This window comes from Nonomuraea sp. NPDC049480, assembly GCF_044465905.1.
Classification (GTDB): domain Bacteria; phylum Actinomycetota; class Actinomycetes; order Streptosporangiales; family Streptosporangiaceae; genus Nonomuraea.
Genome location: NZ_JBITMD010000021.1, coordinates 107020 through 129797, shown reverse-complemented (window position 1 = coordinate 129797; position 22778 = coordinate 107020). Strand labels below are relative to the sequence as shown.

Sequence of the window (22778 nt, the reverse complement as noted above, 5' to 3'; positions counted from 1 at the left end):
CCGGCGGCCGCCCTCGACGCGACGGCCGCCTGGATCAGATGCTCGGTCAGACGCCGTAGTGCGGGACGAGGTGACCGCGGGCCACGGTGTTGGCGGTGATGTTGAAGCCGACCACCGCCGGGCTGGCGTCGCTGTCCACGCCCAGCTTGTCCACGCTCAGCGCGTGGACGGCGAAGACGTAGCGGTGCGGATCTCCAGGCGGGGGAGCCGAGCCGCCGTAGGCCTTGATGCCGTAGTCGTTGCGGGCGTGGACAGCCCCCTCGGGCAGGCCCTTGAAGTCCGGGGCGGTGCCCGCGCCCGTGGGCAGCTCGGTCACCGAGGCCGGCAGGTCGAACAGCACCCAGTGCCAGAACCCGCTGCCCGTGGGGGCATCGGGGTCGAAGCAGGTGACGGCGTAACCGCGGGTCCCGGCCGGCGCGCCGGACCAGCGGAGGTGGGGTGAGACGTTCTGGCCCGTCATGCCCCAGTCGTTGAAGACATGCAGGTCGCTCAGCCGCTCGCCGTCCTGGATGTCGTCGCTCTCGACCACGAGCGCGGGAACCGACGGCAGGTGTTCATGTGGCAGCGGTGCTGGCACGGCAACCTCCTAGTAGAGAGCTTTCCTGCTCGCCATCCTAGAAGCGGCCGTGCCCGCCGCCCGTCAGGCCGCCAGTTGCGTCGGCAGCGCCTTGTCGTGCAGGACCGTGAGGGAGGTCACCGCCCGGGTCAGGACCACGTACAGCCTGGCCAGGCCCCGGGGCTCGGCCGCGACGATGTCCGCCGGCTCGACGACGATCACGTGGTCGTACTCCAGACCCTTGGCCAGGGTCGCGGGGACGACCAGCAGGCGGTGCTCCTCGGCGGAGTCGGGGTCGAGCACGGCGTGCGGGAGGCCGGCCAGGGACCGTGAGATCTCCCCGACCATCGCGTCCGGGGCGATCAGGCCGATCGAGCCCTCCTTGGCGAGGGCCTCCCGGGCGGCCTCCGCGACCGAGCCGCCCGGGCGCACGGTGAGCGAGCCCAGGCCGGGGCGCAGAGAGCGCGGGGCGGCCAGGCCAGGGGCGATCGACGGGAGCAGGCGGGCCGCGTAGTCGAGGACCTCCCTCGGCACGCGGAAGCCGAGCGTCAGCTCCGTCACCTCGCCCTCGCCCTGACCCAGGTGCTCGAGCACCGACTCCCAGGAGCTGGTCGACCACGGCGTCGTGCCCTGGGCCAGGTCGCCCAGGACGGTGGCCGAGCCGTTGCGGCAGCGGCGGCCGAGCGCCCGCAGCTGCATCTCGGAGAGGTCCTGGGCCTCGTCGACCACCAGGTGACCCAGTGACGGGGTGCGTTCCATCAGGTCGCGGAGCTCGTCCAGGAGCGCGGCGTCCGCGGCGGACCATTTGGCGGACTTCCAGCTCCGGTACGGTTTCCGCCATATAAGCATTTCCTGCTCGTCAGGCGACAAATCGGATTTAGAGGCTTTTGCGAGAAATTCCGGGTCTGAGAGGAGGCGATACAGCACCTGCTCCGGTGTCAGCTTGGGCCAGACCGTGTCCACGATCTGCTTGACCGGCTTCGAGCGGGCCACGGCGTCCTGCACCCGGTCGTCGGGGGACTCGCCGCGCTGCTCCATGCGTACGAGCACCAGGTGGGCCAGCCGCTGCGCCAGCGCGGCCCGGCCGGGCAGGTAGCGGGTGGTGCCGCGCAGGGAGGCCACGATCTCGCGTACCTCATAGTCCGCCACCCGGTGCCGGTAGGCGCCCTTGGTGAACACCAGGCCCTCCTCCGGCTTCACGATGTGCAGCCAGAGCGCGCGTTCCAGTACCGCCGCCATCCTCGCGTCGCCCTTGACCGCCGCCACCATCGGGTCCTCAGCGGCCGCGTGGTCGCCGAGCAGCCCCGCCACAGTGGTCTGGTCGACCTTGACCTCGCCGAGCGCGGGCAGCACCGAGGAGATGTAGGACAAGAACGCCCGGTTGGGGCCGACGATCATCACGCCGGACCTGGCGAGCCGCTCACGATGGGTGAACAGCAGGTATGCCGCCCGGTGCAGGCCCACGGCCGTCTTCCCGGTGCCCGGGGCGCCCTGCACGCACACCGTCTGGGCGAGCGTGGCACGGACGATCTCGTCCTGGTCCGGCTGGATCGTGGCGACGATGTCGCGCATGGGACCGGTGCGCGGGCGCTCGATCTCCTCGGTGAGGATCTTCGACGGGCCGATCTCGACGCCTTCGCCGAGGGGCTCGTCCTCGTACGCGGTGAGCGCACCGCCGTGGTAGCCGAAGCGGCGGCGGCGTACGACGCCCATCGGGTCGGCGGGGCTCGCCTGGTAGAACGCGCGGGACACCGGCGCGCGCCAATCGATCACCAGAGGCTTGCTGTGGCCGTCGTGCACGTGACGGCGGCCGACGTAGATCGTGCCGGGCAAATCGGCCTGCTCATGGTCGCGACCGCTTCGCTCGCGGTCGAGGCGGCCGAAGAACAGCGGCGTGTCCGGGTGGTCGGCCAGGGCGGCCACCCGCTGGTCGAGGAGGGATTGGAGGATCTGCTGGGACACCCAATCGCCGGCCGCGTCCGCCGACAGGGACTGGGCGTGGGCGCGCATGGCGGCCAGAGCGGCCCTGGATTCGGCCAGGTGGGCCTGTTCGGCGGCGAGGACGTCGGCGGGTATGTCGGGGGCCAACTGGTATGAGGGCATGCGAAAGCGCCTCCCTTGGTGGGTAACGGAGGTGGTTAAGGCAGCGAATCGGCCAGTTTAATCGCGGCCGCGCCGGGCTTCCAAAGGATTTAACGCGGCCCATCCGTCAGGGCGGCCGTCCCTTGAAAGACGGTGAAGCGCGCGGCGGGCGGCAGGGACCGGCGCCGGTTGCCGCTTGTCCGGGGTGGGTAGAGATGGGAGGTGATGCGGCTTCAGCTAGGGTTTTCGCCGATCATCCCAACGATCGCGAGCTTCCTGCTGGCGGCGCTGTGGGGGTTGTCGGTGTTCGCCGGCTGGGGCTTGGAGGCGTTCTGCGCCGGTGGCGAGGACTCGTCCACGTGCTCTCAGCGCCTCGGCACCGTCTCCACGGTCTCCGGGCTGTTCGCCGCGCTCGCCGCCTGCTGCACGCTCGCCGCCTGGCTGCTCCCGTGGGCGCGGCACGACCCGCGCACGTTCGGCCGGGTCATGGGCGCCGGCGTGGTCTCGTGGATCGTCGCCGAGGGTGTGCTGTTCCTCGGGGGCATGCTCGTCCGCTAGGACCGCAGGCGGGACAGACCGTAATGAACGTGGCAGAGTCCTCAGCAGAGGTAACCAACCTGGGAATACCGAAAAAATAGGGCATATCAGGTGGGATCGTCGGATCATGAGGGTATGCCGCAGGCGGCGTGATAGTACGCAGGTGAGGGGGGTGGTTCGATTGTCGACGGCCCGCGGAGTCTCGTGGACGTGACACCACGCTGAATGCTCGGCCGCTCCGGCGAGCGGCCGGGACATTCGCTCACACCCCGCCGAGCACGTCGTCCGCGTCGATGATCTGGTACGCGTACCCCTGCTCGGCCAGGAACCGCTGACGGTGCGCCGCGAACTCCTGATCGACGGTGTCCCTGCTGACCACGGTGTAGAACCGGGCGCCCCCGCCGTCGGCCTTGGGCCGCAGCACCCGCCCGAGCCGCTGGGCCTCCTCCTGACGGGAGCCGAAAGTCCCCGACACCTGGATCGCGATGGCCGCCTCCGGCAGGTCGATGGAGAAGTTGGCCACCTTCGACACCACCAGCACCTGGATCTCCTTGTCGCGGAAGGCCTGGTAGAGCCGCTCGCGCTCCTTGATCCTGGTCTCGCCCTTGATGACCGGCGCGTTGAGGTGCTCGCCGAGCTCGTCGAGCTGGTCGATGTATTGTCCGATGACCAGCACCTGCTCGCCCAGGTGCCGCTGAACCAGCGCCTCGGTCACGTGGGTCTTGGACGGCGTGGTGGCGCAGAAGCGGTAGCGCTCCTCGGACTCGGCCATCGCGTACGCCAGCCGCTCCTCGTCCGTCAGCGTGACCCGCACCTCGACGCAGTCGGCCGGCGCGATCCAGCCCTGGTTCTCCATCTCCTTCCAGGGCGCGTCGTAGCGCTTGGGGCCGATGAGCGAGAACACGTCGCCCTCGCGCCCGTCCTCGCGCACCAGCGTCGCGGTCAGCCCCACCCGCCTGCGGGCCTGCAGGTCGGCGGTCATCCGGAAGATCGGCGCGGGCAGCAGGTGCACCTCGTCGTAGACGATCAGCCCCCAGTCGCGCGCGTCGAAGAGCTCCAGGTGGCTGTAGACACCTTTGCGGCGGGTCGTCATCACCTGGTAGGTCGCGATGGTGACCGGGCGGATCTCCTTCTTCGAGCCGGAGTATTCGCCGATCTCGTCCTCGGTCAGCGAGGTGCGCTTGAGCAACTCGGTCTTCCACTGGTGGGCCGAGACCGTGTTGGTCACCATGATCAGCGTGGTGGCCTGGGCGTGGGCCATGGCGGCCGCGCCCACGATGGTCTTGCCCGCGCCGCAGGGCAGCACGACCACGCCTGAGCCGCCGTGCCAGAAGGCGTCGGCGGCATCCTGCTGGTAAGGCCGCAGCTCCCAGCCGTCCTGCACCAGCTTGATCGGGTGCTGCTCGCCGTCGACGTAGCCGGCCAGGTCCTCGGCGGGCCAGCCCAGCTTGAGCAGCGCCTGCTTGACGTTGCCCCGGTCGCTCGGGTGGACGACGACGGAGTCGGGGCCGAGCCGCTCGCCCAGCATCGGCTGGATCTTCTTGGAGCGCAGCACCTCCTCCAGCACGGCCCGGTCGCTGGAGGTCAGGACCAGGCCGTTGACCGGGTCCTTCTCCAGCCGCAGCCGGCCGTAGCGGGCCATGGTCTCGGCGACGTCGACGAGCAGCGCGTGCGGCACCGGGTAGCGGCTGTAGCTGATCAGCGCGTCGATGACCTGCTCGGCGTCGTGGCCGGCGGCGCGGGCGTTCCACAGAGCCAGCGGGGTGACGCGGTAGGTGTGCACGTGTTCGGGAGCGCGCTCGAGCTCGGCGAACGGCGCGATCGCCTTACGGCATTCGCCGGCCTTGTCGTGGTCGACCTCGAGCAGCAGCGTTTTGTCCGACTGGACGATGAGCGGGCCGTCGTTCACGGACATCCTTCCTACGGTTGACCCTTATCCAACACGCACAACGGCAGGAACAGTCCCGGAACGGGTAATCGATCAGTCGTCGAGGTAGCCGTTGAGGCCGAGGAAGAGGAAAAGGCTGATCTCCAGCACGAAGCCGAGCCCGAACAGGACCCAGCTCCACATCACCATGCTACGTGCGGTGCCGGGCTGGGTGCGCGCGCGGCTGATCGCGAGGCCGGCGAGGATCGCGCCAGGGATGCCGAGGATGTTGCAGCACGAGACGACGCCGAGGAGGTTGAGCACGAGCGAGACGATGGCGTTGGCGCTCGGGCCTTCGTCGCGGCGGGGCGGGGGATGGCCGTAGCCGTAGCCGTATCCCGGGGGAGGCTGCTCACCGTAAGGGACGCCATAGGGCTGGTACGGATACCCCGACGGATCTTGCTGACTCATCTACACCTCCAGACACGTCAACACTTATCACGGAATTGAGACGTGCCTGACCGCGGTTCGCGATCCTGCCATAGATCCGCTGGTGAGAGGCGTCAGCCGAGCCGGGCCCGCAGCGCCTTGCGGTCGAGTTTGAGCACGCTCGTGACCGGGATGGCGTCGACGAACCTGATCTCGCGCGGGTATTTCACCCGGCCGACCCGGTCGCGGGCCCACTCGATCAGCTCCTCGGCCGTCGCCGTGCCGCCGGGCTTGAGCTGCACGAAGGCCACGACCTCCTCCCCGATGCGCGGCTCGGGGCGGCCGACCACGCCCGACATCACCACGTCGGGGTGCTGGTTGAGCGCGTCCTCGACGTCGCGCGGGAACACGTTGAATCCTCCGCGGATGATCAGGTCCTTCTTCCTGTCCACGATGTAGAGGTAGCCGTCGTCGTCCACGCACCCGATGTCGCCGGTCCGCAGCTCGTCGCCGACCAACGCGGTCCCGTCGGGGTCGTGCTCGTGCTCGCCCCAGTAGCCGAGCATCAGCGACTCGCCGGACACGCAGATCTCGCCGACGTCCCCGACCTCCATCGCCTCGCCGGAGCCGTCGCGGATGATGATCGTGTAGCCGGGCAGCGACAGGCCGACACTGCCGGCCTTGCGCCGGCCCGGCGGGTTGAACGTGGTGACGGCGCTGGTCTCGGTCAGGCCGTACCCCTCGAGGATCTGCACGCCCGGCATCCTGCGCTCGAACTCCTCCAGCGTCTCCCTGCCGAGCGGCGCGGCGCCGCAGGTGAGGTAGGCCAGGTCCGGCAGCGGGTGCGACTCGAGCGGCTCGGCGAGCAGCATCTGGAGCATGGCGGGCACGACGGTGCCGTACTGGACGCGGTGCTCGGCGGCCAGTTGCAGGAACGCCTTCGGGTCGAACCAGCGCATCAGCACCGACTGCTGGGGCTCGGTGGCGTGCATCGAGGCGACGGAGACGATCAGCCCGTACGCGTGGGACAGCGGCACCGGCGCGATCGCGCGGTTGACGCCCTCCTGGTGGGACATGTCCCAGGCGTCCTTGCCGACCCGCCAGAGGCCGCGGTGGCTGAGCATGACGCCCTTGGCCTTGCCGGTGGTGCCGCCCGTGTACATGAGCGCGGCCAGGTCGCCGGGGTCCCTGCGGACCGGGCCGTGCTCGGAGGCCCGCTCCAGCTCGGCCGTGTCCACGTACACGGGGATGCCGGCGGAGGCGGCTCGTACGGTCCCCTCCAGCTCGGGCGAGGTGACGACCGCCGACGCGCCGCTGTCGAGCAGGATGTGCCCCAGCTCCTCGGCCCCCACGAGGAACACCACCGGCGTCACGACCGCGCCCGCCGCCCACAGCGCCTGGTAGATCAGCGGCACCTCGGGCGAGTTGGCCATCATGACGACCACCCGGTCGCCGGGCCGGATCCCGGCCTCGATGAATCCACCGCACATCCGGCGCGCCCGCTCGGCAAGCGCGTGACTGCGGTGCCAGACCCCCTCGTAGAACATCGCGTCGTGGTCGTCGAAGCGGCCCCAGGACTCCTCGGCCAGACGGCCCAGCGTTTGGTCGGTCACATGCACAGGCTGGTTCCAGCGGGACTCTCCGTCAAGCCTCGACGGGCTTGACTAGTCATTGTGGACGGTGCACTACTGATCAGTAAATAGGCATTAATCCGCCTCTATGGCTATTTGTGTTTTCTTGTCGGCCTAGATCGTGTAAATGTTGGAGATCAAGGGTCGCGTCGGTGGCCTTGCCGGGAGATTGCATGAAATGCCTGGTCGCGGCGCTATGGTAACGCAGCGTAACCGCTTCGTAGAAAAAGAAAAAACTCGTTACATCAAAATATCTTCTGTAGAAAACTTTCTCGTCAAGCCGCGAGGTGACTTCGTGATCGACACGCCTGAACCAGGCGAGATCGAGACCTTAATGCTCGCGCAGCCGGCCGTCGCCGACCGGTTGCGAGCGGTGGCCGTGCCCGCCACCAGGGACCTGGACCGCCGGGAGGCCGACACCCTCCTGCGCTCCTACTTGGAGCCGCACTGCTTCCCGGACGCCGTCCGCCGGCTGGCCGCGCGTCACCTGCTCGTCCTCGTGGGAGCGGAGGAGACCGGCAGACGCCTGGGCGCCATCGCCCTGCTGTCGCGCATGTCGCTGGCGGAGGGCAGGATCACCGTCCTGTCGCCCGCGTGCACCGCCGCCGACCTGCTGTCCAGGACCGAGTACGGTCCCGGCCGGGCGTACCTGCTGCACGACTGGATCGCTCCGAGCACCGATCGGACCGACCTGGTCAACCTGGCCCGCAAGCTGGCCGAGCTCGGCTCCTACCTGGTCATCACCAGGAACGGCGCCCCCTCGCAGGCGGTCGAGGTGGAGCAGTCGTGGGTCACGCCCGACCCCGGCGAGCTGTTCGACCTGTGCGTGAGCACGTTCGACCTGCGCGCGGGACTGGCGCCCGAGCTGCTGACCCGGGCCAGGGACCGGGCGCTGACCCTGCCGACGCCCGCCCACGTCGTGCGCCTGGCCGACCGGCTGGTGCGGGACGAGGAGCCGGCGGGGGAGGAGGTGGCCGCCTGGTTCGACACCAAGCCGGGGATGCGGGAGGTGCTGGGCGCGGCGGTGCTGGCGTTCGTCCACCCGCTGGCCGAGCCCGCCTTCGAGGCCCATCTCGCCCGGCTGGACCGGAGCTGGAGAACGCACCAGCCGGGGCCGCACGCGCCCCCGGACAGCCACCCGCTGATCACGGTCTCCGGCGGGCTGGTCGCCTTCCGCGCGCCGCGCCACCGCGAGCGGGTGCTGGCCGAGCTGGTCGCGCGGTACGGGTTCTGGCTGTGGCAGCCGCTGCGCGAATGGGTCAGGTCGCTGGCCGGTGAAGGGCCGGACGTCCGGATGCGGGCCGCGGAGGGGGTGGCGGCGCTGGCGGCGTACGCGCTGAAGGACGTCCGGCAGGAGTTCCTGGACGTGTGGGCGAACGGGACGGGCGCGGAGCGGCTGGCGGCGGCCGACACCTTGTCGTTCATGTGCGCCGACGACACGCTGGCGCCCGAGGCGCTCAGGGTGGCGCTGGCGTGGGCCCGGGATCCCCGGCACGGCATGGCGACGACGGCGGCCGCGGCGATGGGCGGCGGGCTGTCGGTCCGCTATCCCGCCGACTCCGTGACGGGCCTGTGGCGGCTGGCCTCCGGCGACGGCCCCGCCGCGACGGTGGCCCGGCGATCCCTGGACCTGCTGCTGGAGCAGTCGCCCGAGCTGGCGACGGCGCTCCCTCGCTAAAGACCGGCGACGCCCGTGATGCGGTGCAGGGCGAAGCGGTGGACGGCGGCCCTGGTCTCGTCGTACGCGGTCAGGTAGCCGCCCTCCATCCTGGCCGGCTCCAGGATGCGGGAGGTCGCGTTGCCCTGCGAGTCGAGGTAGCCGATCCACACCCGGACGCCCTGCTTGATCGCCTCCTGCAGAGCCGAGATCGTGGCGGTCGCGGGCCCACGCGGCACCTGCCCGTTCGGGGCGTCCACGGGCTCGCGCCGCGCCAGGTGGGCCGCGTCCCCGGCCCGCAGCGCGCGTACGGCCGCGGTCGCCACCTCGGGGTCGATGCCGTTGGCCGACGCCACGGCGCGCACCGGCGCCACCCCCTCGGTACGACGGCTGTCGAGCTGGGAGATGATCACGTCGCCGTCGAGTGACTCGGCGACGGGCGCGTACCCCATCGCCCGCAGCGAGTCGACCAGCGCCGCCCTGGACGAGCGGGAGGCGATCACGGTGGGGGCGAGCCTGCGCAGCCGCAGCGCGGCGGAGCGGCGGTCGGCGGTGATCTGGTCGAGCAGCGCGGGGTCGTCGCAGCGGATGTACGCGCCGGCGGTGCCCACCCGGATGCGCCCGTGCCGCCGCGCCACGTCGGCCACCAGGTAGGACAGCCCCTGTGGCACCGGCGTGGCCGAGTGGCGGGCCAGCATCGACAGCAGCTCCTCGCCGCCGTGCCCCGCGTCGAGCGCGCGCCGGATGGAGCCCTCGCTGAACCGGTAGACCGTGGCGCCGCCCTTCGACTCGACGTCGGCGGTGAGCGTCATCCAGCGGTTGAGCTCGCTCGTGAGCGGCCCCGGCGCGACGGCGGTCAGGTCGGCCTGCAGCAGCACGTGATCGACCGGCTCCGGCAGCAGCGGCGCCAGCAGGCCTGCCGCGTCGCCGCTCTCGATCAGCGCGCGCCCGTGCGCGGACAGCGTGCCCAGGCCGGTCACGCCGACCTGCTCGGCCTCGCGCAACGCGAACTCGATGAGCTGCTCACGCAGTGGGCCACGGCGTCTGGGCTGCTCCCACGCCAGCCGTTCGAGCACGGAGTCGCGCGCGGGCGCCAGGCCCGGCGCCGCCGCCAGCACGCCCAGCGTGGCCGCGCGGACGGCCGGCGCGGGCGAACGGCGCAGATCGGTGTGCAGGGCGTTGAGCGGCCTGTCCCGCTCGTCCCGCTCCCCCACCAGCCCGGGGACCCGGTCCATCTGCAGCCACGTGGCCGCGAGCGTCACCCACCGGTCCGCGGTGCCCCTGACCCGCCACAGGTCGTAGCCGGAGGTCGGCATCCACTCGCCGTCCACCCCGCCGCCGGCCGCGATCAGCCCGGCCGCGTGCGCCACCTCGACGACCAGCGCCGCCACCCACTCGGGCAGGTCGAGCTCGGTCGCCGTGCGCTTCATGTCCCGCACGCCCAACCCGCCGGTACGCAGCACGCCCGGCGGCTCGATGCTCCACCGCTCGCACAGCTCCTCGACCGCCCTGACGAACGAGAACGCCTGCCCCGCCGCGGTCCGGTCGGCCAGCTCCCGGTCGCGGGCGACCCCTTCGAGCGGCGGCGGCACGGCCGGCAGGTTCCGGTGCACCCGCCCGCCGCGCAGGTGGAGGCCGACCTCCCGGGGCAGCGTCACGCTCTCCTCGCCGGTCGCGGCCAGCAGGCCGCGGGCCAGCAGCTCCTCGATGGGGGAACGGGCCGAGGCCAGGCGCACCTCGCGCCGCGCGTTGGGCACGCGGCCGGTCGGCGGGCCCCAGGCGAGCTGGTCGAGCGCGCCCCTGGCCTCCGGCGACACCTCCTTGACCAGCGCGTCGGGGTGGGCCAGCGCGGCCGCCAGGCGTTCCTTGCCCGAGCCCGTGGTGCCCGGGGCGACGTCGTCGGCCATCTCGTCGAGTTGCTCGGGCGAGTGATGACGAAACGCGTCCACCGCCCGCGGGCCCAGCCCGGCCGGGTCCTCCAGGACCTTGCGTACGCCGGGGCCGAGGTCGAGCGCGTCGTCGGGGCCGTAGACCAGGGCGAGGTCGCGCAGCCGGTCGAGCGCGGCCGACAACGCGGGCTCCGGCTCGACGCCACCGGCCTCCGGGCGGCCACCCGTCTCCGGCTCGGTGCGGGCCAGGGCCGCGGCGATGAGGCCGCGCAGCCGTTCCTTGGGCATCGGGCCGTCCATCACGGCCAGCGTCTCGACGACGGCGAGCGTGAAACGGTCGAGCCGGTCGAGCGCCCTGCCGACCGCCGACGGGCTGGCCGCACGCGACGCCAGACCCTCCAGGTGCGCGGGCACCGGAGTGATCAACTCGGGACGCGCGGAGACGAGCGCCCGCAGCTGTTCGTCGGTGCGCCCCCTGATCCACTCCGTGAACTCCATCGTTGCCATGGTATGTCCCCCCTGATTGGGGCAGCATTGCTAGGCGTGATAGAGCGCGCGGACCAGCTCGTGCTGAACTACGTCTCCAAGGCCGCCGACGCGGCCCACGGCGTGCTGCGGCCCGACCAGCGCCTCGACTTCGCCCGGCGGCTGCGCGCCAGGATCGAGCAGGAGCGGCACGGCAGCCAGAACGCCCGCGACGTGGCGAAGGTGCTGGCCAGGTTCGGCGACCCGGTCGCGCTGGTGGAGCGCGAGGCACGCAGGCTGGCCGAGGCCGCCGCCGCCGAACGGCGCGAGGCTCCGGATGCCGGGAAGCCCGCGCCGGAGGAGCCGGGTTCCACGAGGCGCTTCCCCGCGATCGTCGACGACCGGGACGCGCCGCCGGGCGTGCGGACGTACCGGAGGATCGCGCAGGAGCGGGTCGGCGAGTCGCCGGGGCGGGGGCTGCCGTTCGCGGGTCTGCGCAGGGCGGCCATGTTCAGCGCGAATCCGATGGCCACCGGAGGCAGGGACGCCAGGACCATCGTCAAGGAGCACCCGCGGGAGACGGCCGCGATGGTGATCCTGGTGGTGGCGGCGCTGCTGGTGCCGTTCGATCTGCCACTGCTGGCGATCTTCCCGATCCCCTTGGTGGTGTGGGCGGGCGGCGCCGTGATCGTGCTGTTCAGCGCGAGCTGGCAGCCGCGCGACCGGTTCCTCGGGGTCGGCGCGCCGCTGCTCGGCTACACGCTCGGCGGGGTGCTCGTGGGCGGTTTGCGCGTGGGGAGCGCGCCGGGGCTGGAGGTGTTCCTGACCCAGTTCTGGTCCGTGAGCGGCACGATGTTCATGATCGGTACGGGCGTGGGCGTGGCCTGGCTGGCCTATCGGCTGCTCGACGTCAGCTGACCGGCGCCGGGCTCGGCAGCAGGCCGACCGCCAGGCGCACCCAGGCGGCGACGAACTGGTCCTTGTCCGCATGTCCCGGCAACTCGCCCACTGTCTCCTGGACCAGCCGGTAGTGCACCACGGCGCCGCCGAGCACCGTCGAGATGCCGGCCCAGTCGAGTTGGGCGTCGCGGTATTCGGGCTGGGCGCGGAACCAGGTGACGATCGCGTCGAACATGGGCTGCAGCAGCCCTTCGCGTACGACGGCGACCAGCTCGGGGAACTGGCTCAGGTCACGGAAGAACACCCGGGTCAGCTCGGACTCCTCGCGGACCTTGGCCAGCCCGGCGCGGCAGACGTGGGACAGGCGCTCCTCCAGGTCCACCGAGGACTCCATGGCGCTCAGCTCGGCCAGGCTCTCGGCCACCTGGATCCTGGTACGGGCGGCATGCTCGTTGATCGCCGCGGCGAGCACCTCGTACTTCGACTTGAAGTGCCTGTAGAGCCCTCCGGCGCCGGGAGACAGCCCTGAGGCGGCCTCGATCTCGGCCACGGAAGTGGCGGAGTAGCCCCGCTCGGCGAACAGCCGCAGGGACTCATCGATGATCCGCTCACGGGTCGATCTGGTCATGTCTATCCTGATACCTCCGCAAGGAGAGTAGTGCTTATGGAGCGGCGCGCCGGATCAGGCTCGCCAGCGCCGAGCCCATGATCAGCCATACGACCGCGGCGAGGCCGTAGTTCACCAGGGTCGTCCAGCGCGGGTCGGCGAGCTGGAACAGGTTGGCCAGGCCCAGGGACAGCCATGCGGCGAGCGATTCGACGAACTGGTACCAGACGTTGGCGGGGTTGGCCCTGAACACCGTGAACAGCGCGTACAGGATCAGCGAGAGCGCGGCCACCTTGGAGGCCAGCCGCACCAGGTACGCCGCGGACGACACGATCCGGCGCCACATCGTGACCGGCGCTCCGCCGGGCCTGGCGGGGCGGTGGAGACGCGCGGGAGCGGACGAGGCGACGAGACGGTCTCCGGCCTGTGGCGGTTTGGGGGAATCGGTCACGGCCGCTCCTCTCCGATAAGTAATTCCTTTCTTCCCATTCCAACGGTCCCACAACAAGGGGCGTTACGCGGGGTAGAGGACTGTTTGGCATCCTGCACATGTGACGACTTCGGTGGGATTCGACCTGGACATGACATTGGCGGATACGCGGGCGGGCATCGCGGCTGTTTACGACGAGCTGTCCGTGCGTTTGGGCGTGCCGATCGACAGCGCGGCCGTGGTGTCGCGGCTCGGCCCGCCGCTGGAGGTCGAGCTGGCCAACTGGCTGCCGGCCGACGAGGTCGCCGCGGCGGCGGCCCTGTATCGGGAGATCTATCCGGACATGGGGGTTCCGGTGCACACCGCCATGGCGGGGGCGCACGACGCGGTCGCGGCAGTACGCGCCGCCGGTGGCCGGGTCATCGTGGTGACCGCCAAGAACCAGCGGGACGCCGTCGGCACGGTCGAGATGCTCGGCCTCGTCGTGGACGAGGTCGTCGGCTCGGTTTTCGGCGCCGGCAAAGGCGCGGCACTCGCGCGGTTCGGCGCGGCGGCCTATGTTGGTGACCATGTCGCGGACATCGAGGCGGCACGCGCGGGCGGCGCCGTGAGCGTGGCGGTCGCGACCGGCCCCTACACGGTGGGAGAGCTGCGTGATCACGGTGCGGATGTGGCCTTGGCCGACCTGACCGAATTCGCCGCCTGGTACACCGTCTGGCACGAACGCGATGAACTCCGATAATTCCCCGGCATTTACCCGGTCGCCCCGACGCCCTTCGGGGCATAACCTACATCCATCCAGCTTTTCGACTGTTTGAACGAGGTCCTCCTGTGCCGAGTGGCAAGGTCAAGTGGTACGACGCCGACAAGGGATTCGGCTTCCTCACCCGTGACGACGGCGGTGAGGTCTTCGTGCATTCTTCCGCGCTGCCCACGGGCGCAGGCCCGCTCAAGCCCGGCCAGAAGGTCGAGTTCGGCGTGGCCGAGGGCCGCCGCGGCCAGCAGGCGCTGTCCGTCAGGATTCTGGAGCAGCCGCCGACCCTGGCCAAGCCGAAGCCCAAGGGCAAGCGGAAGAAGCCGGACGAGATGGTGGTCATCGTCGAGGACCTGATCAAGCTGCTCGACGATGTCTCCAGCAGCTACCGCAGGGGCAAGCACCCGGACGCGCCGCACGCCAAGAAGATCGCGCAGGTGCTCCGAGCTCTCGCCGACGACCTCGACGCCTGATCCGGCGGCCGGCCGGTCAGCCGTGCGGGTTGGTCAGCGGTTTGGTCTGGTCGAGCGTGTCGCCCCGCTGCGGGCCGCGCTCGGCCGGTCCCGCGGGCCGCTCGGGCTCGGGGGCCTCGGCCGCCTCGGCCCGTTGCCTGGCCAGCTTGGCCTTGGTCGCGCGTACTCGCTTCATCCTGGCGAAAAGCAGCCAGCCGAGCGCGGCGGTCAGCGCCACGGCCAGCGTGACGAGCCCGGCGAGGCTGCTCTGGGTCAGTGAGAGCACCAGTCCGATCAGTCCGCCGAACACCCAGGCGAGCTGGAGCAACGCCTCGACCACGCCGAACGTGGACGAGCGCACCTCCTCGCCGATCTCCCGCTGCACGATCGCGTCGAGCGCGAGCTTGCCCAGCTCCTGCGCGAACGCCGTGATCAGCGAGATCGCCAGCGCGGTCCACAGCCCGAAGAAGATCGCGGTCACGACGGCGGTCACGACGGTCACGGCCAGCGTCACCAGCACGATCAGCTGGGGGGCGTGGTTACGCGTCCAGTTCGCCACCACGGCGCCGGCCAGGCCGCCCAGCCCGGCCGCGGCCGCGAGCAGCGCGATCGTCTTGGGGATGTCGAAGAACGGGTCCTGCGCCCACGGCTGGTTCACCGCCAGCCACGGCACCGCCTTGTCCTGCACCAGGAACAGCAGGAAGAACAGCAGGAAGCCGGAGAAGACGCGGATGGCCACGTTGACCCAGACGGCCTCGGCGACCGCGGGGCCGACCTTGAGCAGGGTGCGCCAGCGGGGCGACTCGCCTTCTTCCTCCAGTTCGGGGGAGTCGACGTGGCGCGGCAGGCGTACCGCGACGACGCCGAGCAGCAGGAAGCCCACCATCGCGATGCGCAGCACCGCGGCGCTGCCCAGCCACGCGGTCAGTCCCGCGCCCACCGGCACCGCCACCCCGGCCGAGACCAGTGTGAACAGCGCCACCCGCGCGTTCGCCGACACCAGCGTGATGTCGGCGGGCAGCACGTTCGGCATGATCGCCGCCCGCGACACGTTGTATGCCTTCGACAGCACCAGCACGCCCAGCGCCCCGATGAACAACGTCGGCAGGTCACCCGGGCCGACCGCGGCCGCCATCGCGAAACACAACAGGCCCCGCCCGAACAGCGTGCCCGCCATCACGTAGCGGCGGCCGGACCTGAACTTGTCGAGAATCGGCCCGACGAACGGCGCCAGCAGCCCGAACGGCAACATCGTGATGACCAGGTAGAGGGCCACCGAGCCGCGGGCCTCGCCGACGGGCACGCCGAAGAAGACCGTGCTCGCCAGCGCCACCGTCACCATCGCGTCGCCGGCGCTGTTGCCCGCCGACAGCTCGATCAGCCGGCCGAGCCCGGTGCGGCCCGCGCCGTTGGCGTACGTGAGCCGGCGCGTGGCTTTGCCGACCTTTCTGGCGCCCGTGGCGGTGGCTTTGCCCGCCCGCGCGGTCCCGCTGGCCGTGGCCATGCCGGCACGCGCCGTCGCACGGCCGGCGTCGGCGACTCCGCGCCCTACGCGCCGCGTGATCTGGCGTGCCCGCTCCCAGCCACCCTCCACGCCTACCAGTCTTACCTGATTCGTCCGTGGAGTCGGAGGCGGATCCCCGTTGTGGGCCCGTCGGGTTCCTGCCGCGGGGAGAATCCGGCCAAACCGGGCCGGATGGGGCCCCGCATGGGGTCCGTCAGATGTCCGTCAGATGTTCGTCGCGGGGGAGCCGGTCTACCGCGAATCGTCTGTCAGACGGGGAGGATCGGCCGTTGTGGGCCCGTCCAGGTCCGGTCATGGGTGAGAATGAAGTGTGAGCGAACAGCACCTTTCGGCGGAGGCGGCCCGATGAGCCGCACCAGGGCCCGCGTCCCCGCTCCCGACCAGGCTTGTGTCGCCGCGGTCGATCTGGCGCGTGCCGCGGCCGAGGAGCTAGCGCGGCCGGGCGAGCCCGGCGAGCACCTCGGCTATGAGAGCGAGGGCGACAGGATCGTCACCCACTACTTCGCCTGCCTCGACCGGGCCTACCGCGGCTGGCGCTGGGCCATCACGGTCACGCGCGCCTCGCGGGCCAAGAAGGTCACGGTCAGCGAGGCCGTCCTGCTCCCCGGCTCCGGAGCGCTGCTCGCGCCCGAATGGCTGCCGTGGAGCGAGCGCCTGCGCCCCGGCGACCTCGGCGTGGGCGACCTGCTGCCCACCCCGGAGGACGACGACCGGCTGGCGCCGGGTTTCACCGAGGTCGACGACGACGCCGACCACCAGGCGGTTTTCGAGTACGGCCTGGGCCGAGCCCGTGTGCTCTCGGCCATTGGCAGAGACCGGGCTGCCAGGCGCTGGCACGCGGGCGAGCACGGGCCGCACACTCCGATCGCACACGCCGCTCCCGCGCAGTGCTCCACCTGCGGCTTCTACTGGTTGCTCTCAGGTGAGCTCCGGTTGTCGTTCGGGGTCTGCGCCAACGAATACGCGCCGGACGACGGCAAGGTCGTGGCCGCCGATCATGGTTGCGGCGCCCATTCGGAGGCCGCTGTCCTGCCGCCGCCCGTGGAGCAGGCCATCCCGATTCTCGACGACTTGGGCTATGACCTCATGGAGGAGGAGGGAGCCGGCTCGGTCGACGAATCCGCCTCTGAGGAGCTCGGTCACTCCTGACCGGACACCCGCGCCCCACGGCACGGACCGCGGCCACGGACCGCGGCTACGGTCGGCGCTGCCGTCAGCCGGGCTTCCGGCCGGCACCGTCACCGGCCCACGAACTGCCCGGATCGGCGGTGGACCTGCACGGGGCCGGCGGCTGCGAGGGTGCGATCTTGGGCGTGTTCGCGCGGCGGGAGAGCTCGCCGTCCCGACGGGTGGCCGGTCGGCCGCGGTTGATTGCCCGGTGGCCCGGTGGGCAGTTGGCCGGCGGGGCGGGCAGCCGGAGGGCTGGGCCGGCCGGCGGATCATCGGGATGGCGGGTGGTCGATGTTGGCGGTTCCTGTCGCCGCGGGCCGCTAACCTACCGTGGCCCCCTATCGACAACACAGGATCGTGACCGATGACCGACACCTTTGGCTGTGACCGGATGCGAGCCGCCGTTCTCGCCGCCTGGACGGCCTCGCCCGCCAGGTTCCGCGAGGACGCCAACGCCGAGGAGGACTTCGCGCTCGGCGGCTACCGCGACCGGCTGATCGTCGAGCTCGCTCAGAACGCCGCCGACGCGGCGCTGCGCGCAGGCGTGCCAGGGGTGCTGCGGCTGACATTGCGCGGTGAGGTGCTCACGGCCGCCAACACCGGCGCGTCGCTCGACGCCACCGGCGTGCAGAGCTTGTCCACGCTGCGTGCTTCCGGCAAACGTGACGAGGCGGGCGCGGCGGGCCGTTTCGGAGTCGGGTTCGCTGCGGTGGTCTCGGTCACCGACTCGCCGTCCATCGGCTCGCGCGGGAGCGGCGCCGTTCGCTGGTCCCGTACGGAGACCGCCGCCCTGGTCGCCGAGATCCCCGCGCTGGCGGGCGAGCTCGCCGACCGCTCCGGGCACGTGCCGCTGCTCAGGCTGCCGTTCGACGAGCCGCCCATGGTCGACATCCCCGAGGGGTTCGACACGCTCGTCCGCCTGCCGCTGCGCGACCAGGCCACCGTGGAGACGGTCCGGCGCATGCTGGCGGAGACCAGCCCCGCGTTGCTGCTCGGCATGCCCGCGCTCGAGGTCATCGAGATCGAGATCGACGGGTCCGTACGCAACGTCGTCGCCGACGGCTGGCATGTGGTGTCGGAGTCCGGTGAGTTCACTCCGGGCGAGACGGCCGAGTTGTTCGCCGACCGGCCCACCGAGGAGCGCTCCCGCCCCTACTGGTCGCTGCGCTGGGCGGTGCCCGTGACCGGCACCGGGGAGCCGGGACCGCTGCCCGGCACGGTGCCGCCCGTCGTGCACGCCCCCACTCCCAGCGACGAGCCGCTCGATCTGCCCGCGCTGCTGATCGCGTCGTTCCCGATGGCCACCGACCGGCGCCACGTCGCCAAGGGACCTCTGGCCGAGTTCCTCGTCGAGCGGGCCGCCGACGCCTACGTCAAGCTGCTGCGCGAGCTGCCGCGCACGTCCAAGCTGCTGGACCTCGTGCCCTCCCTGATGGGCAAGGGCGAGCTCGACGCCAGGATCCGCCGGGCCGTGCTCGACCGGCTGCCCGGCACGCCCCTGCTGCCCGCCCTGTCCGCGCCCGCTCCGGCCGTGCAGACGCCGTCGTTCGCCGACGTGGAGGTCTACGAGCCGGACGCCGAGTGGCAGGTCGAGCACCCGGCACCGGAGCCGGAGGCCGGCGGATGGGTGGTCGCGGGCCGTGAGGCGGCCGTGCTGGCGGCCGGGTCGGCGGAGCTGCTGGCCACGGTCGCCGACTTCGTGCCGGGGCTGCTGCCCGCCGGGTGGCCGCCGCGGCACTCCGCCATGGCGGCGCTCGGTGTACGCAGGGTCGAGCTGTCCGACGTGGTGGACCTGCTGTCCGGCGAGGCCGCGGACGCGCGGGAGCCGTCGTGGTGGCGCTCGTTGTACGACGTGCTGCCCGCCGACGACCCCGAGTCGCTAGGCGCCCTGCCGGTGCCGCTGACCGACGGCCGGCTCGTACGCGGGCCGCGCGGCACGCTCATCCTGACCGACGGCGGGGCGGAGCTGGACCTGACCCCGCTCGGCCTGCGCATCGTGCACCCGGACGCCGCCCATCCCGCACTGCTCCGGCTGGGCGCCGCCGAGGCCACGCCCAGGACCATCCTCGACGACCCGCTGACCAAGGCCGCCGTCTCGCAGTCTCTCGACAGCCCGGACCCCGAGCCCATCGCGCGGGCCGTGTTGTCCCTGGTCGAGGCCGCCGGGCTGGTGGCCGGCGAGGCGCCCTGGCTGGCCGAGCTGGCCCTGCCCGGCACCGACGGCGAGCTTTACCCGGCCGGTGAGCTCATGCTGGCCGACGGGGCGCTGGCCGGCGTGCTGGAGTCCGGCACGCACCTCGGGGTGGCCGCCGCCGAGCTGGAGGAGACCTACGGCGCGCGGGTGCTGGCCGCGGCGGGGGTGCTCGACGGGTTCGCGATGGTGCAGGACGCCGACGTGCTGCTCGACCACGACGAGTGCGACCACGACCTGGACGGCGAGGACGACTGGCTCGACCACGTGCTCGACCTGCTGCCTGAGCTGGACGTGCCGCCGCTGGTCCCCGAGTTCACGGCCGTGCGCGATCTGGAGCTGGTGGCCGACTGGCCGGCCGCGCTGGAGCTGCTCACCAGGCCGCCGCTGCGGTCCGCGCTCCACCCGCTGCGCCTGGCGGGCGTCGAGGTGCCCTCCTACACGGCGTGGTGGCTGGCCCACCATCCGGTGCTCGGCGGGCGCAAGCCGCTGCAGTTGCGGCTCCCCGGGGCCGACCCGCTCCTGCAGGGCCTGTACGCCGACGCGCCCGTGGGGCTCGACGAGGGCGCGCTGTCGATGCTCGGCGTGCGCACCACCCTCGCCGAGCTGCTGGCTTCCCACGGTGGTCCTGAGGAGCTCCTGGACCTGATGGCCGACGAGTCGATCGAGGTGGACCGGGCCCAGTTGCGTGCGCTGTGGGTGGCGCTGGCCGCCGTGGACCCTTCGCGGGTGGCGCCGCCGTCCCGGGTGCGGTCGGTGCTCCGGGGAGCCATCGTGGTGGCCCCGGCCGAGGACGTGGTGGTCGTGGAGGCGCCGGACCTGCTGCAGCTCGTCGCGGACCGGCCGCTCGTGCTGGCCCCGTACGATCTGGCCGAGGCGCTGTCCGAGCTGCTCGACCTGCCGCTGGCCGGGGAGCTGACCACGGGCGAGGTCACCTCCCAGGGAGAGTCGCGGCAGGTGCCCGCCGAGGTGCGCTCCCTGCTTCCCACGGCGCCCGAGACCTACGTGGCGCACGAGAAGCTGCTGGTGGACGGGGTGGAGTGCGCGTGGCGCTACTTCGAGGGCGCCGTTCACTGCACGGGGATGGACGGGCTGGCCCGAGGCCTGGCCTGGGCCACCGGGCAGTGGAACGACCGGCTCGCGGTGGCCGCCCTGCTCCGCGACCCCGCGTCGGTGCCGCTGCTGCTGGCGGAGGCCGACTTGTCCTGACGCCGGATCCCGCCCGCCGGCGTCCAGTCATGGGTAGCGTCTGAGGTTGTGATCAAGGTGCTGCTCGCCGACGACGAGACGATGGTGCGGGCGGGGGTGCGGGCCATTCTGGCCGCCGCCCCGGATATCGAGGTGGTGGCGGAGGCGGGCGACGGGCGCGAGGCGCTGGAGCTGGCGCGTGCTCACCGGCCGGACGTGGCGCTGCTGGATATCCGGATGCCGGTGCTGGACGGTCTCGGCGCGGCGACGGAGCTGCGCCGGGCGGTGCCTGAGGTGGCGGTGGTGATGCTGACGACGTTCTCCGAGGACGCGTACATCACCGAGGCGCTGGACAGCGGGGTGAGCGGGTTTCTCCTCAAGTCGGGCGATCCGTACGAGCTGATGGCGGCGATACGGGCGGTGCACGGCGGCGCCGCCTTCCTGTCGCCGCAGATCGCCCACCGGGTGATCCGGCAGGTGAGCGGCGGCCGGATGAGCCGGCAGTCGGCGGCGAGGGAGCGGATCGCGGTGCTCAGCCCGCGTGAGCGGGAGGTGCTGGCACTGGTCGCCGCGGGACTGTCCAACGGAGAGATCGGCGAGCGGCTGTTCCTGGTGGAGGGGACGGTCAAGGCGTATGTGAGCGCCATGCTGACCCGCCTGGACCTGCGGAACCGCGTACAGGCGGCGGTGCTTGCCCATGAGGCCGGGCTGGTGCCCGAGGACTGACCCCCGGTCGGCTCAGGCGTCCCGGGCCCGCAGTGCCCACACCCCCGCGGCCACCGCCCCGGCGGCCCAGGCGGCGAGCACCAGTCCGAAGGCCGGCTCGCCGGCGATGAGGCGGTCCCCGGCGGCGGCGGGGAGGTACTGCGTGATCGTTACGAGGGACGGGGCCTGCAGCGACTGGGCGAATTGCGTCAGCACGGACGGGAGCACCAGCAGCAGGACGAAAAGCACTGCCAGGGTCCCGGCCGACCGGCGGATCAGCGAGCCGAGTCCGAGCGTCAGCACGGCGATCAGTGCCAGATCGACCCCCATGCCCAGAATCTGCCCGGCGACCCGGCCGATGTCCAAGCGTGCGTACTCGCCCAGCACCAACGTACTGGCCGCGACGGCGAGCGCGGCGATGAGCACCCCGGCCACGAACACGGCGGCGCCCACCACGGCCGTCTTCGCCAGGAGCAGCCGGGTCCTGGACGGTGTGCAGGCCAGCGTCACCATGATGCTGCGGGTGGCGTACTCGCTGGTGATCGCCAGCAGGCCGAGCGATCCCAGGATGAAGTGCAGCCATCCCACCGCGGTCATGGCCGACGAAGCGGCCTCGACGGATCCGGGCCCGCCGCCGCGCGCCCGGAGATCGCTGGCTTCCAGCGACGCCACCGCCATCATCGTCACGAGCGCGCCGCCGGCGAACCACCAGGTGGAGCGGACGGAGCGGAGTTTCAGCCACTCGGCCTTGACGGGGATCGTGGCGTTCACGCTTCGCCTCCGAATTCGATGCTGTTCGCGGTCAGGCGCATGTACGTCTCCTCCAGCGAGGACTCGACGCGCCGCAGTTCGTAGAGCATCAGCCCCAGCTCATGTGCCAGCCGGCCGATCTGCTCGGGCGTCTGGTCGCCGATGGTCAGCTCCTCCGGGCCGGTCCAGCGCGCGGCCGGTGCGACGTCGGCGAGCGGCTGCAGGGCCGGTCCGCGGACCAGCACGCCGGCGGCGGCGACCATGCGCTCCATCGGCTCGTCGGCGATCAGCCGGCCCTTGCCGATGACGATCAGGCGGTCGGCGGTGAGTTCCATCTCGCTCATCAGATGGGAGGAGACGAAGATTGTGCGGCCCTCCGCGGCGAGCGATCTGAGCAGGGTGCGGATCCAGCGCACCCCGTCCGGGTCGAGGCCGTTGACGGGCTCGTCCAGCATCAGCACCTGAGGATCGCCGAGCAGGGCGCCCGCGATGCCGAGCCGCTGGCTCATGCCCAGGGAGTACGTGCCGGTCCGGCGCCGGGCCGCCTCGGTCATCCCTGTCAGCGTGAGGACCTCCTCGACACGGGAGAAGGGGATGCCCTGGCTCAGCGCCATGGCGCGCAGGTGGTCCCGGCCGGAACGGGCCGGATGTACGGCCTTGGCGTCCAGCAGGGCGCCGACGGTGCGCAGCGGACGGTCGAGGTCCGCATAGCGGCGGCCGCCGATCAGGGCGGTGCCGGAGGAGGGTGCGTCCAGGCCCAGGATCACCCGCATGGTGGTGGACTTCCCGGCGCCGTTCGGGCCGAGGAAGCCGGTGACCGTGCCGGGGCTGAGCTCCAAGGTGAGATCCTCCACGGCGATCTTGTCGCCGTAGCGTTTGGTGAGATGGTGCAGGGTGATCATCAGACTCCCTTGTCGCACTGGCGAATGGGCTGGATGGCCGCGAGCGTAGGGAGCCTGGGGCGGCTGCGGCTCTCCCCGATCGGCAGTGGGT

General features: G+C 71.7%; 19 protein-coding genes. 8 read left to right on the top strand and 11 right to left on the bottom strand.

Features of this window, described 5'->3' with window-relative positions; genetic code table 11:
- Window positions 1-46 precede the first annotated feature (46 nt).
- Window positions 47-577 (bottom strand): YbhB/YbcL family Raf kinase inhibitor-like protein, encoded by a 531-nt coding sequence (locus ACIBX3_RS43555; protein ID WP_397126487.1) that lies wholly within the window; start codon window positions 575-577, stop codon window positions 47-49.
- Between the two features lie 63 nt (window positions 578-640).
- Entirely contained in the window at window positions 641-2659 is a 2019-nt protein-coding gene (locus ACIBX3_RS43550) for a HelD family protein (protein ID WP_397126486.1), read from the bottom strand.
- A gap of 204 nt (window positions 2660-2863) precedes the next feature.
- On the opposite strand from ACIBX3_RS43550, the gene ACIBX3_RS43545 reads away from it, so the two are divergent.
- Window positions 2864-3196 carry a hypothetical protein gene (locus ACIBX3_RS43545; protein WP_397126485.1) on the top strand — a complete coding sequence of 111 codons (333 nt, stop codon included), beginning with the start codon at window positions 2864-2866 and terminating at the stop codon, window positions 3194-3196.
- A 241-nt stretch (window positions 3197-3437) separates the two neighbouring features.
- Here the strand turns inward: ACIBX3_RS43545 and ACIBX3_RS43540 are convergent, their stop codons facing one another.
- From ACIBX3_RS43540 to ACIBX3_RS43530, 3 genes are all read right to left on the bottom strand, one after another.
- A complete protein-coding gene (locus ACIBX3_RS43540) occupies window positions 3438-5090 on the bottom strand; it encodes a DNA repair helicase XPB (RefSeq protein WP_397126484.1) in 1653 nt (550 codons plus the stop codon).
- A gap of 66 nt (window positions 5091-5156) precedes the next feature.
- Window positions 5157-5513, bottom strand: a complete 357-nt coding sequence (locus ACIBX3_RS43535) for a hypothetical protein (protein WP_397126483.1) — start codon at window positions 5511-5513, stop codon at window positions 5157-5159.
- Between the two features lie 92 nt (window positions 5514-5605).
- Window positions 5606-7084: an AMP-binding protein gene (locus ACIBX3_RS43530; RefSeq protein WP_397126482.1), complete on the bottom strand. Its 1479-nt coding sequence runs from the start codon at window positions 7082-7084 to the stop codon at window positions 5606-5608.
- Between the two features lie 313 nt (window positions 7085-7397).
- On the opposite strand from ACIBX3_RS43530, the gene ACIBX3_RS43525 reads away from it, so the two are divergent.
- Window positions 7398-8780 carry a hypothetical protein gene (locus ACIBX3_RS43525; protein ID WP_397126481.1) on the top strand — a complete coding sequence of 461 codons (1383 nt, stop codon included), beginning with the start codon at window positions 7398-7400 and terminating at the stop codon, window positions 8778-8780.
- Here ACIBX3_RS43525 and ACIBX3_RS43520 read toward each other — a convergent pair.
- Window positions 8777-11146: a helicase-associated domain-containing protein gene (locus ACIBX3_RS43520; RefSeq protein ID WP_397126480.1), complete on the bottom strand. Its 2370-nt coding sequence runs from the start codon at window positions 11144-11146 to the stop codon at window positions 8777-8779. The genes ACIBX3_RS43525 and ACIBX3_RS43520 overlap by 4 nt on opposite strands.
- A gap of 45 nt (window positions 11147-11191) precedes the next feature.
- Between ACIBX3_RS43520 and ACIBX3_RS43515 the strand changes: the two genes are divergently transcribed.
- A complete protein-coding gene (locus tag ACIBX3_RS43515) occupies window positions 11192-12031 on the top strand; it encodes a hypothetical protein (RefSeq protein ID WP_397126479.1) in 840 nt (279 codons plus the stop codon).
- Here the strand turns inward: ACIBX3_RS43515 and ACIBX3_RS43510 are convergent.
- On the bottom strand, window positions 12024-12641 hold the full coding sequence (locus ACIBX3_RS43510; RefSeq protein ID WP_397126478.1) for a TetR/AcrR family transcriptional regulator: 618 nt from the start codon (window positions 12639-12641) through the stop codon (window positions 12024-12026). The two genes, ACIBX3_RS43515 and ACIBX3_RS43510, sit on opposite strands and share 8 nt — an antisense overlap.
- A 34-nt stretch (window positions 12642-12675) precedes the next feature.
- On the bottom strand, window positions 12676-13071 hold the full coding sequence (locus ACIBX3_RS43505) for a hypothetical protein (RefSeq protein WP_397126477.1): 396 nt from the start codon (window positions 13069-13071) through the stop codon (window positions 12676-12678).
- 100 nt (window positions 13072-13171) lie between these two features.
- Between ACIBX3_RS43505 and ACIBX3_RS43500 the strand changes: the two genes are divergently transcribed.
- Together ACIBX3_RS43500 and ACIBX3_RS43495 are read left to right on the top strand one after the other, a co-directional pair.
- Complete coding sequence (locus ACIBX3_RS43500) at window positions 13172-13792, top strand: HAD family hydrolase (RefSeq protein WP_397126476.1); 621 nt, start codon at window positions 13172-13174, stop codon at window positions 13790-13792.
- A gap of 89 nt (window positions 13793-13881) precedes the next feature.
- A complete protein-coding gene (locus tag ACIBX3_RS43495) occupies window positions 13882-14277 on the top strand; it encodes a cold-shock protein (RefSeq protein WP_397126475.1) in 396 nt (131 codons plus the stop codon).
- A gap of 16 nt (window positions 14278-14293) precedes the next feature.
- Here ACIBX3_RS43495 and ACIBX3_RS43490 read toward each other — a convergent pair whose 3' ends face one another.
- The gene (locus tag ACIBX3_RS43490) at window positions 14294-15850 is read right to left on the bottom strand and encodes an MFS transporter (RefSeq protein ID WP_397126473.1); all 1557 of its coding nucleotides are present in this window, start codon (window positions 15848-15850) and stop codon (window positions 14294-14296) included.
- 276 nt (window positions 15851-16126) lie between these two features.
- Here ACIBX3_RS43490 and ACIBX3_RS43485 point away from each other — a divergent pair, with 276 nt between their 5' ends.
- From ACIBX3_RS43485 to ACIBX3_RS43475, 3 genes are all read left to right on the top strand, one after another.
- Window positions 16127-16930 carry a DUF3027 domain-containing protein gene (locus tag ACIBX3_RS43485; protein ID WP_397126472.1) on the top strand — a complete coding sequence of 268 codons (804 nt, stop codon included), beginning with the start codon at window positions 16127-16129 and terminating at the stop codon, window positions 16928-16930.
- Window positions 16931-17315: 385 nt separating this feature from the next.
- Window positions 17316-20351, top strand: a complete 3036-nt coding sequence (locus ACIBX3_RS43480; protein WP_397126471.1) for a sacsin N-terminal ATP-binding-like domain-containing protein — start codon at window positions 17316-17318, stop codon at window positions 20349-20351.
- 48 nt (window positions 20352-20399) lie between these two features.
- Window positions 20400-21056 carry a response regulator gene (locus ACIBX3_RS43475; RefSeq protein ID WP_397126470.1) on the top strand — a complete coding sequence of 219 codons (657 nt, stop codon included), beginning with the start codon at window positions 20400-20402 and terminating at the stop codon, window positions 21054-21056.
- 12 nt (window positions 21057-21068) lie between these two features.
- On the opposite strand, the gene ACIBX3_RS43470 is transcribed toward ACIBX3_RS43475, so the two are convergent.
- Both ACIBX3_RS43470 and ACIBX3_RS43465 read right to left on the bottom strand, forming a co-directional pair.
- A complete protein-coding gene (locus ACIBX3_RS43470) occupies window positions 21069-21806 on the bottom strand; it encodes an ABC transporter permease (RefSeq protein WP_397126469.1) in 738 nt (245 codons plus the stop codon).
- Window positions 21803-22687: an ATP-binding cassette domain-containing protein gene (locus ACIBX3_RS43465; RefSeq protein WP_397126468.1), complete on the bottom strand. Its 885-nt coding sequence runs from the start codon at window positions 22685-22687 to the stop codon at window positions 21803-21805. The genes ACIBX3_RS43470 and ACIBX3_RS43465 overlap by 4 nt, the downstream gene beginning before the upstream one ends.
- Window positions 22688-22778 lie beyond the last annotated feature (91 nt).

Coding starts and splice junctions, on each gene's coding strand:
- ACIBX3_RS43550 (WP_397126486.1), bottom strand. CDS start 2,659: ATGCCCTCATACCAGTTGGCCCCCGACATACCCGCCGACGTCCTCGCC.
- ACIBX3_RS43510 (WP_397126478.1), bottom strand. CDS start 12,641: ATGACCAGATCGACCCGTGAGCGGATCATCGATGAGTCCCTGCGGCTG.
- ACIBX3_RS43535 (WP_397126483.1), bottom strand. CDS start 5,513: ATGAGTCAGCAAGATCCGTCGGGGTATCCGTACCAGCCCTATGGCGTC.
- ACIBX3_RS43520 (WP_397126480.1), bottom strand. CDS start 11,146: ATGGAGTTCACGGAGTGGATCAGGGGGCGCACCGACGAACAGCTGCGG.
- ACIBX3_RS43540 (WP_397126484.1), bottom strand. CDS start 5,090: ATGTCCGTGAACGACGGCCCGCTCATCGTCCAGTCGGACAAAACGCTG.
- ACIBX3_RS43465 (WP_397126468.1), bottom strand. CDS start 22,687: ATGATCACCCTGCACCATCTCACCAAACGCTACGGCGACAAGATCGCC.
- ACIBX3_RS43480 (WP_397126471.1), top strand. CDS start 17,316: ATGACCGACACCTTTGGCTGTGACCGGATGCGAGCCGCCGTTCTCGCC.
- ACIBX3_RS43545 (WP_397126485.1), top strand. CDS start 2,864: ATGCGGCTTCAGCTAGGGTTTTCGCCGATCATCCCAACGATCGCGAGC.
- ACIBX3_RS43485 (WP_397126472.1), top strand. CDS start 16,127: ATGAGCCGCACCAGGGCCCGCGTCCCCGCTCCCGACCAGGCTTGTGTC.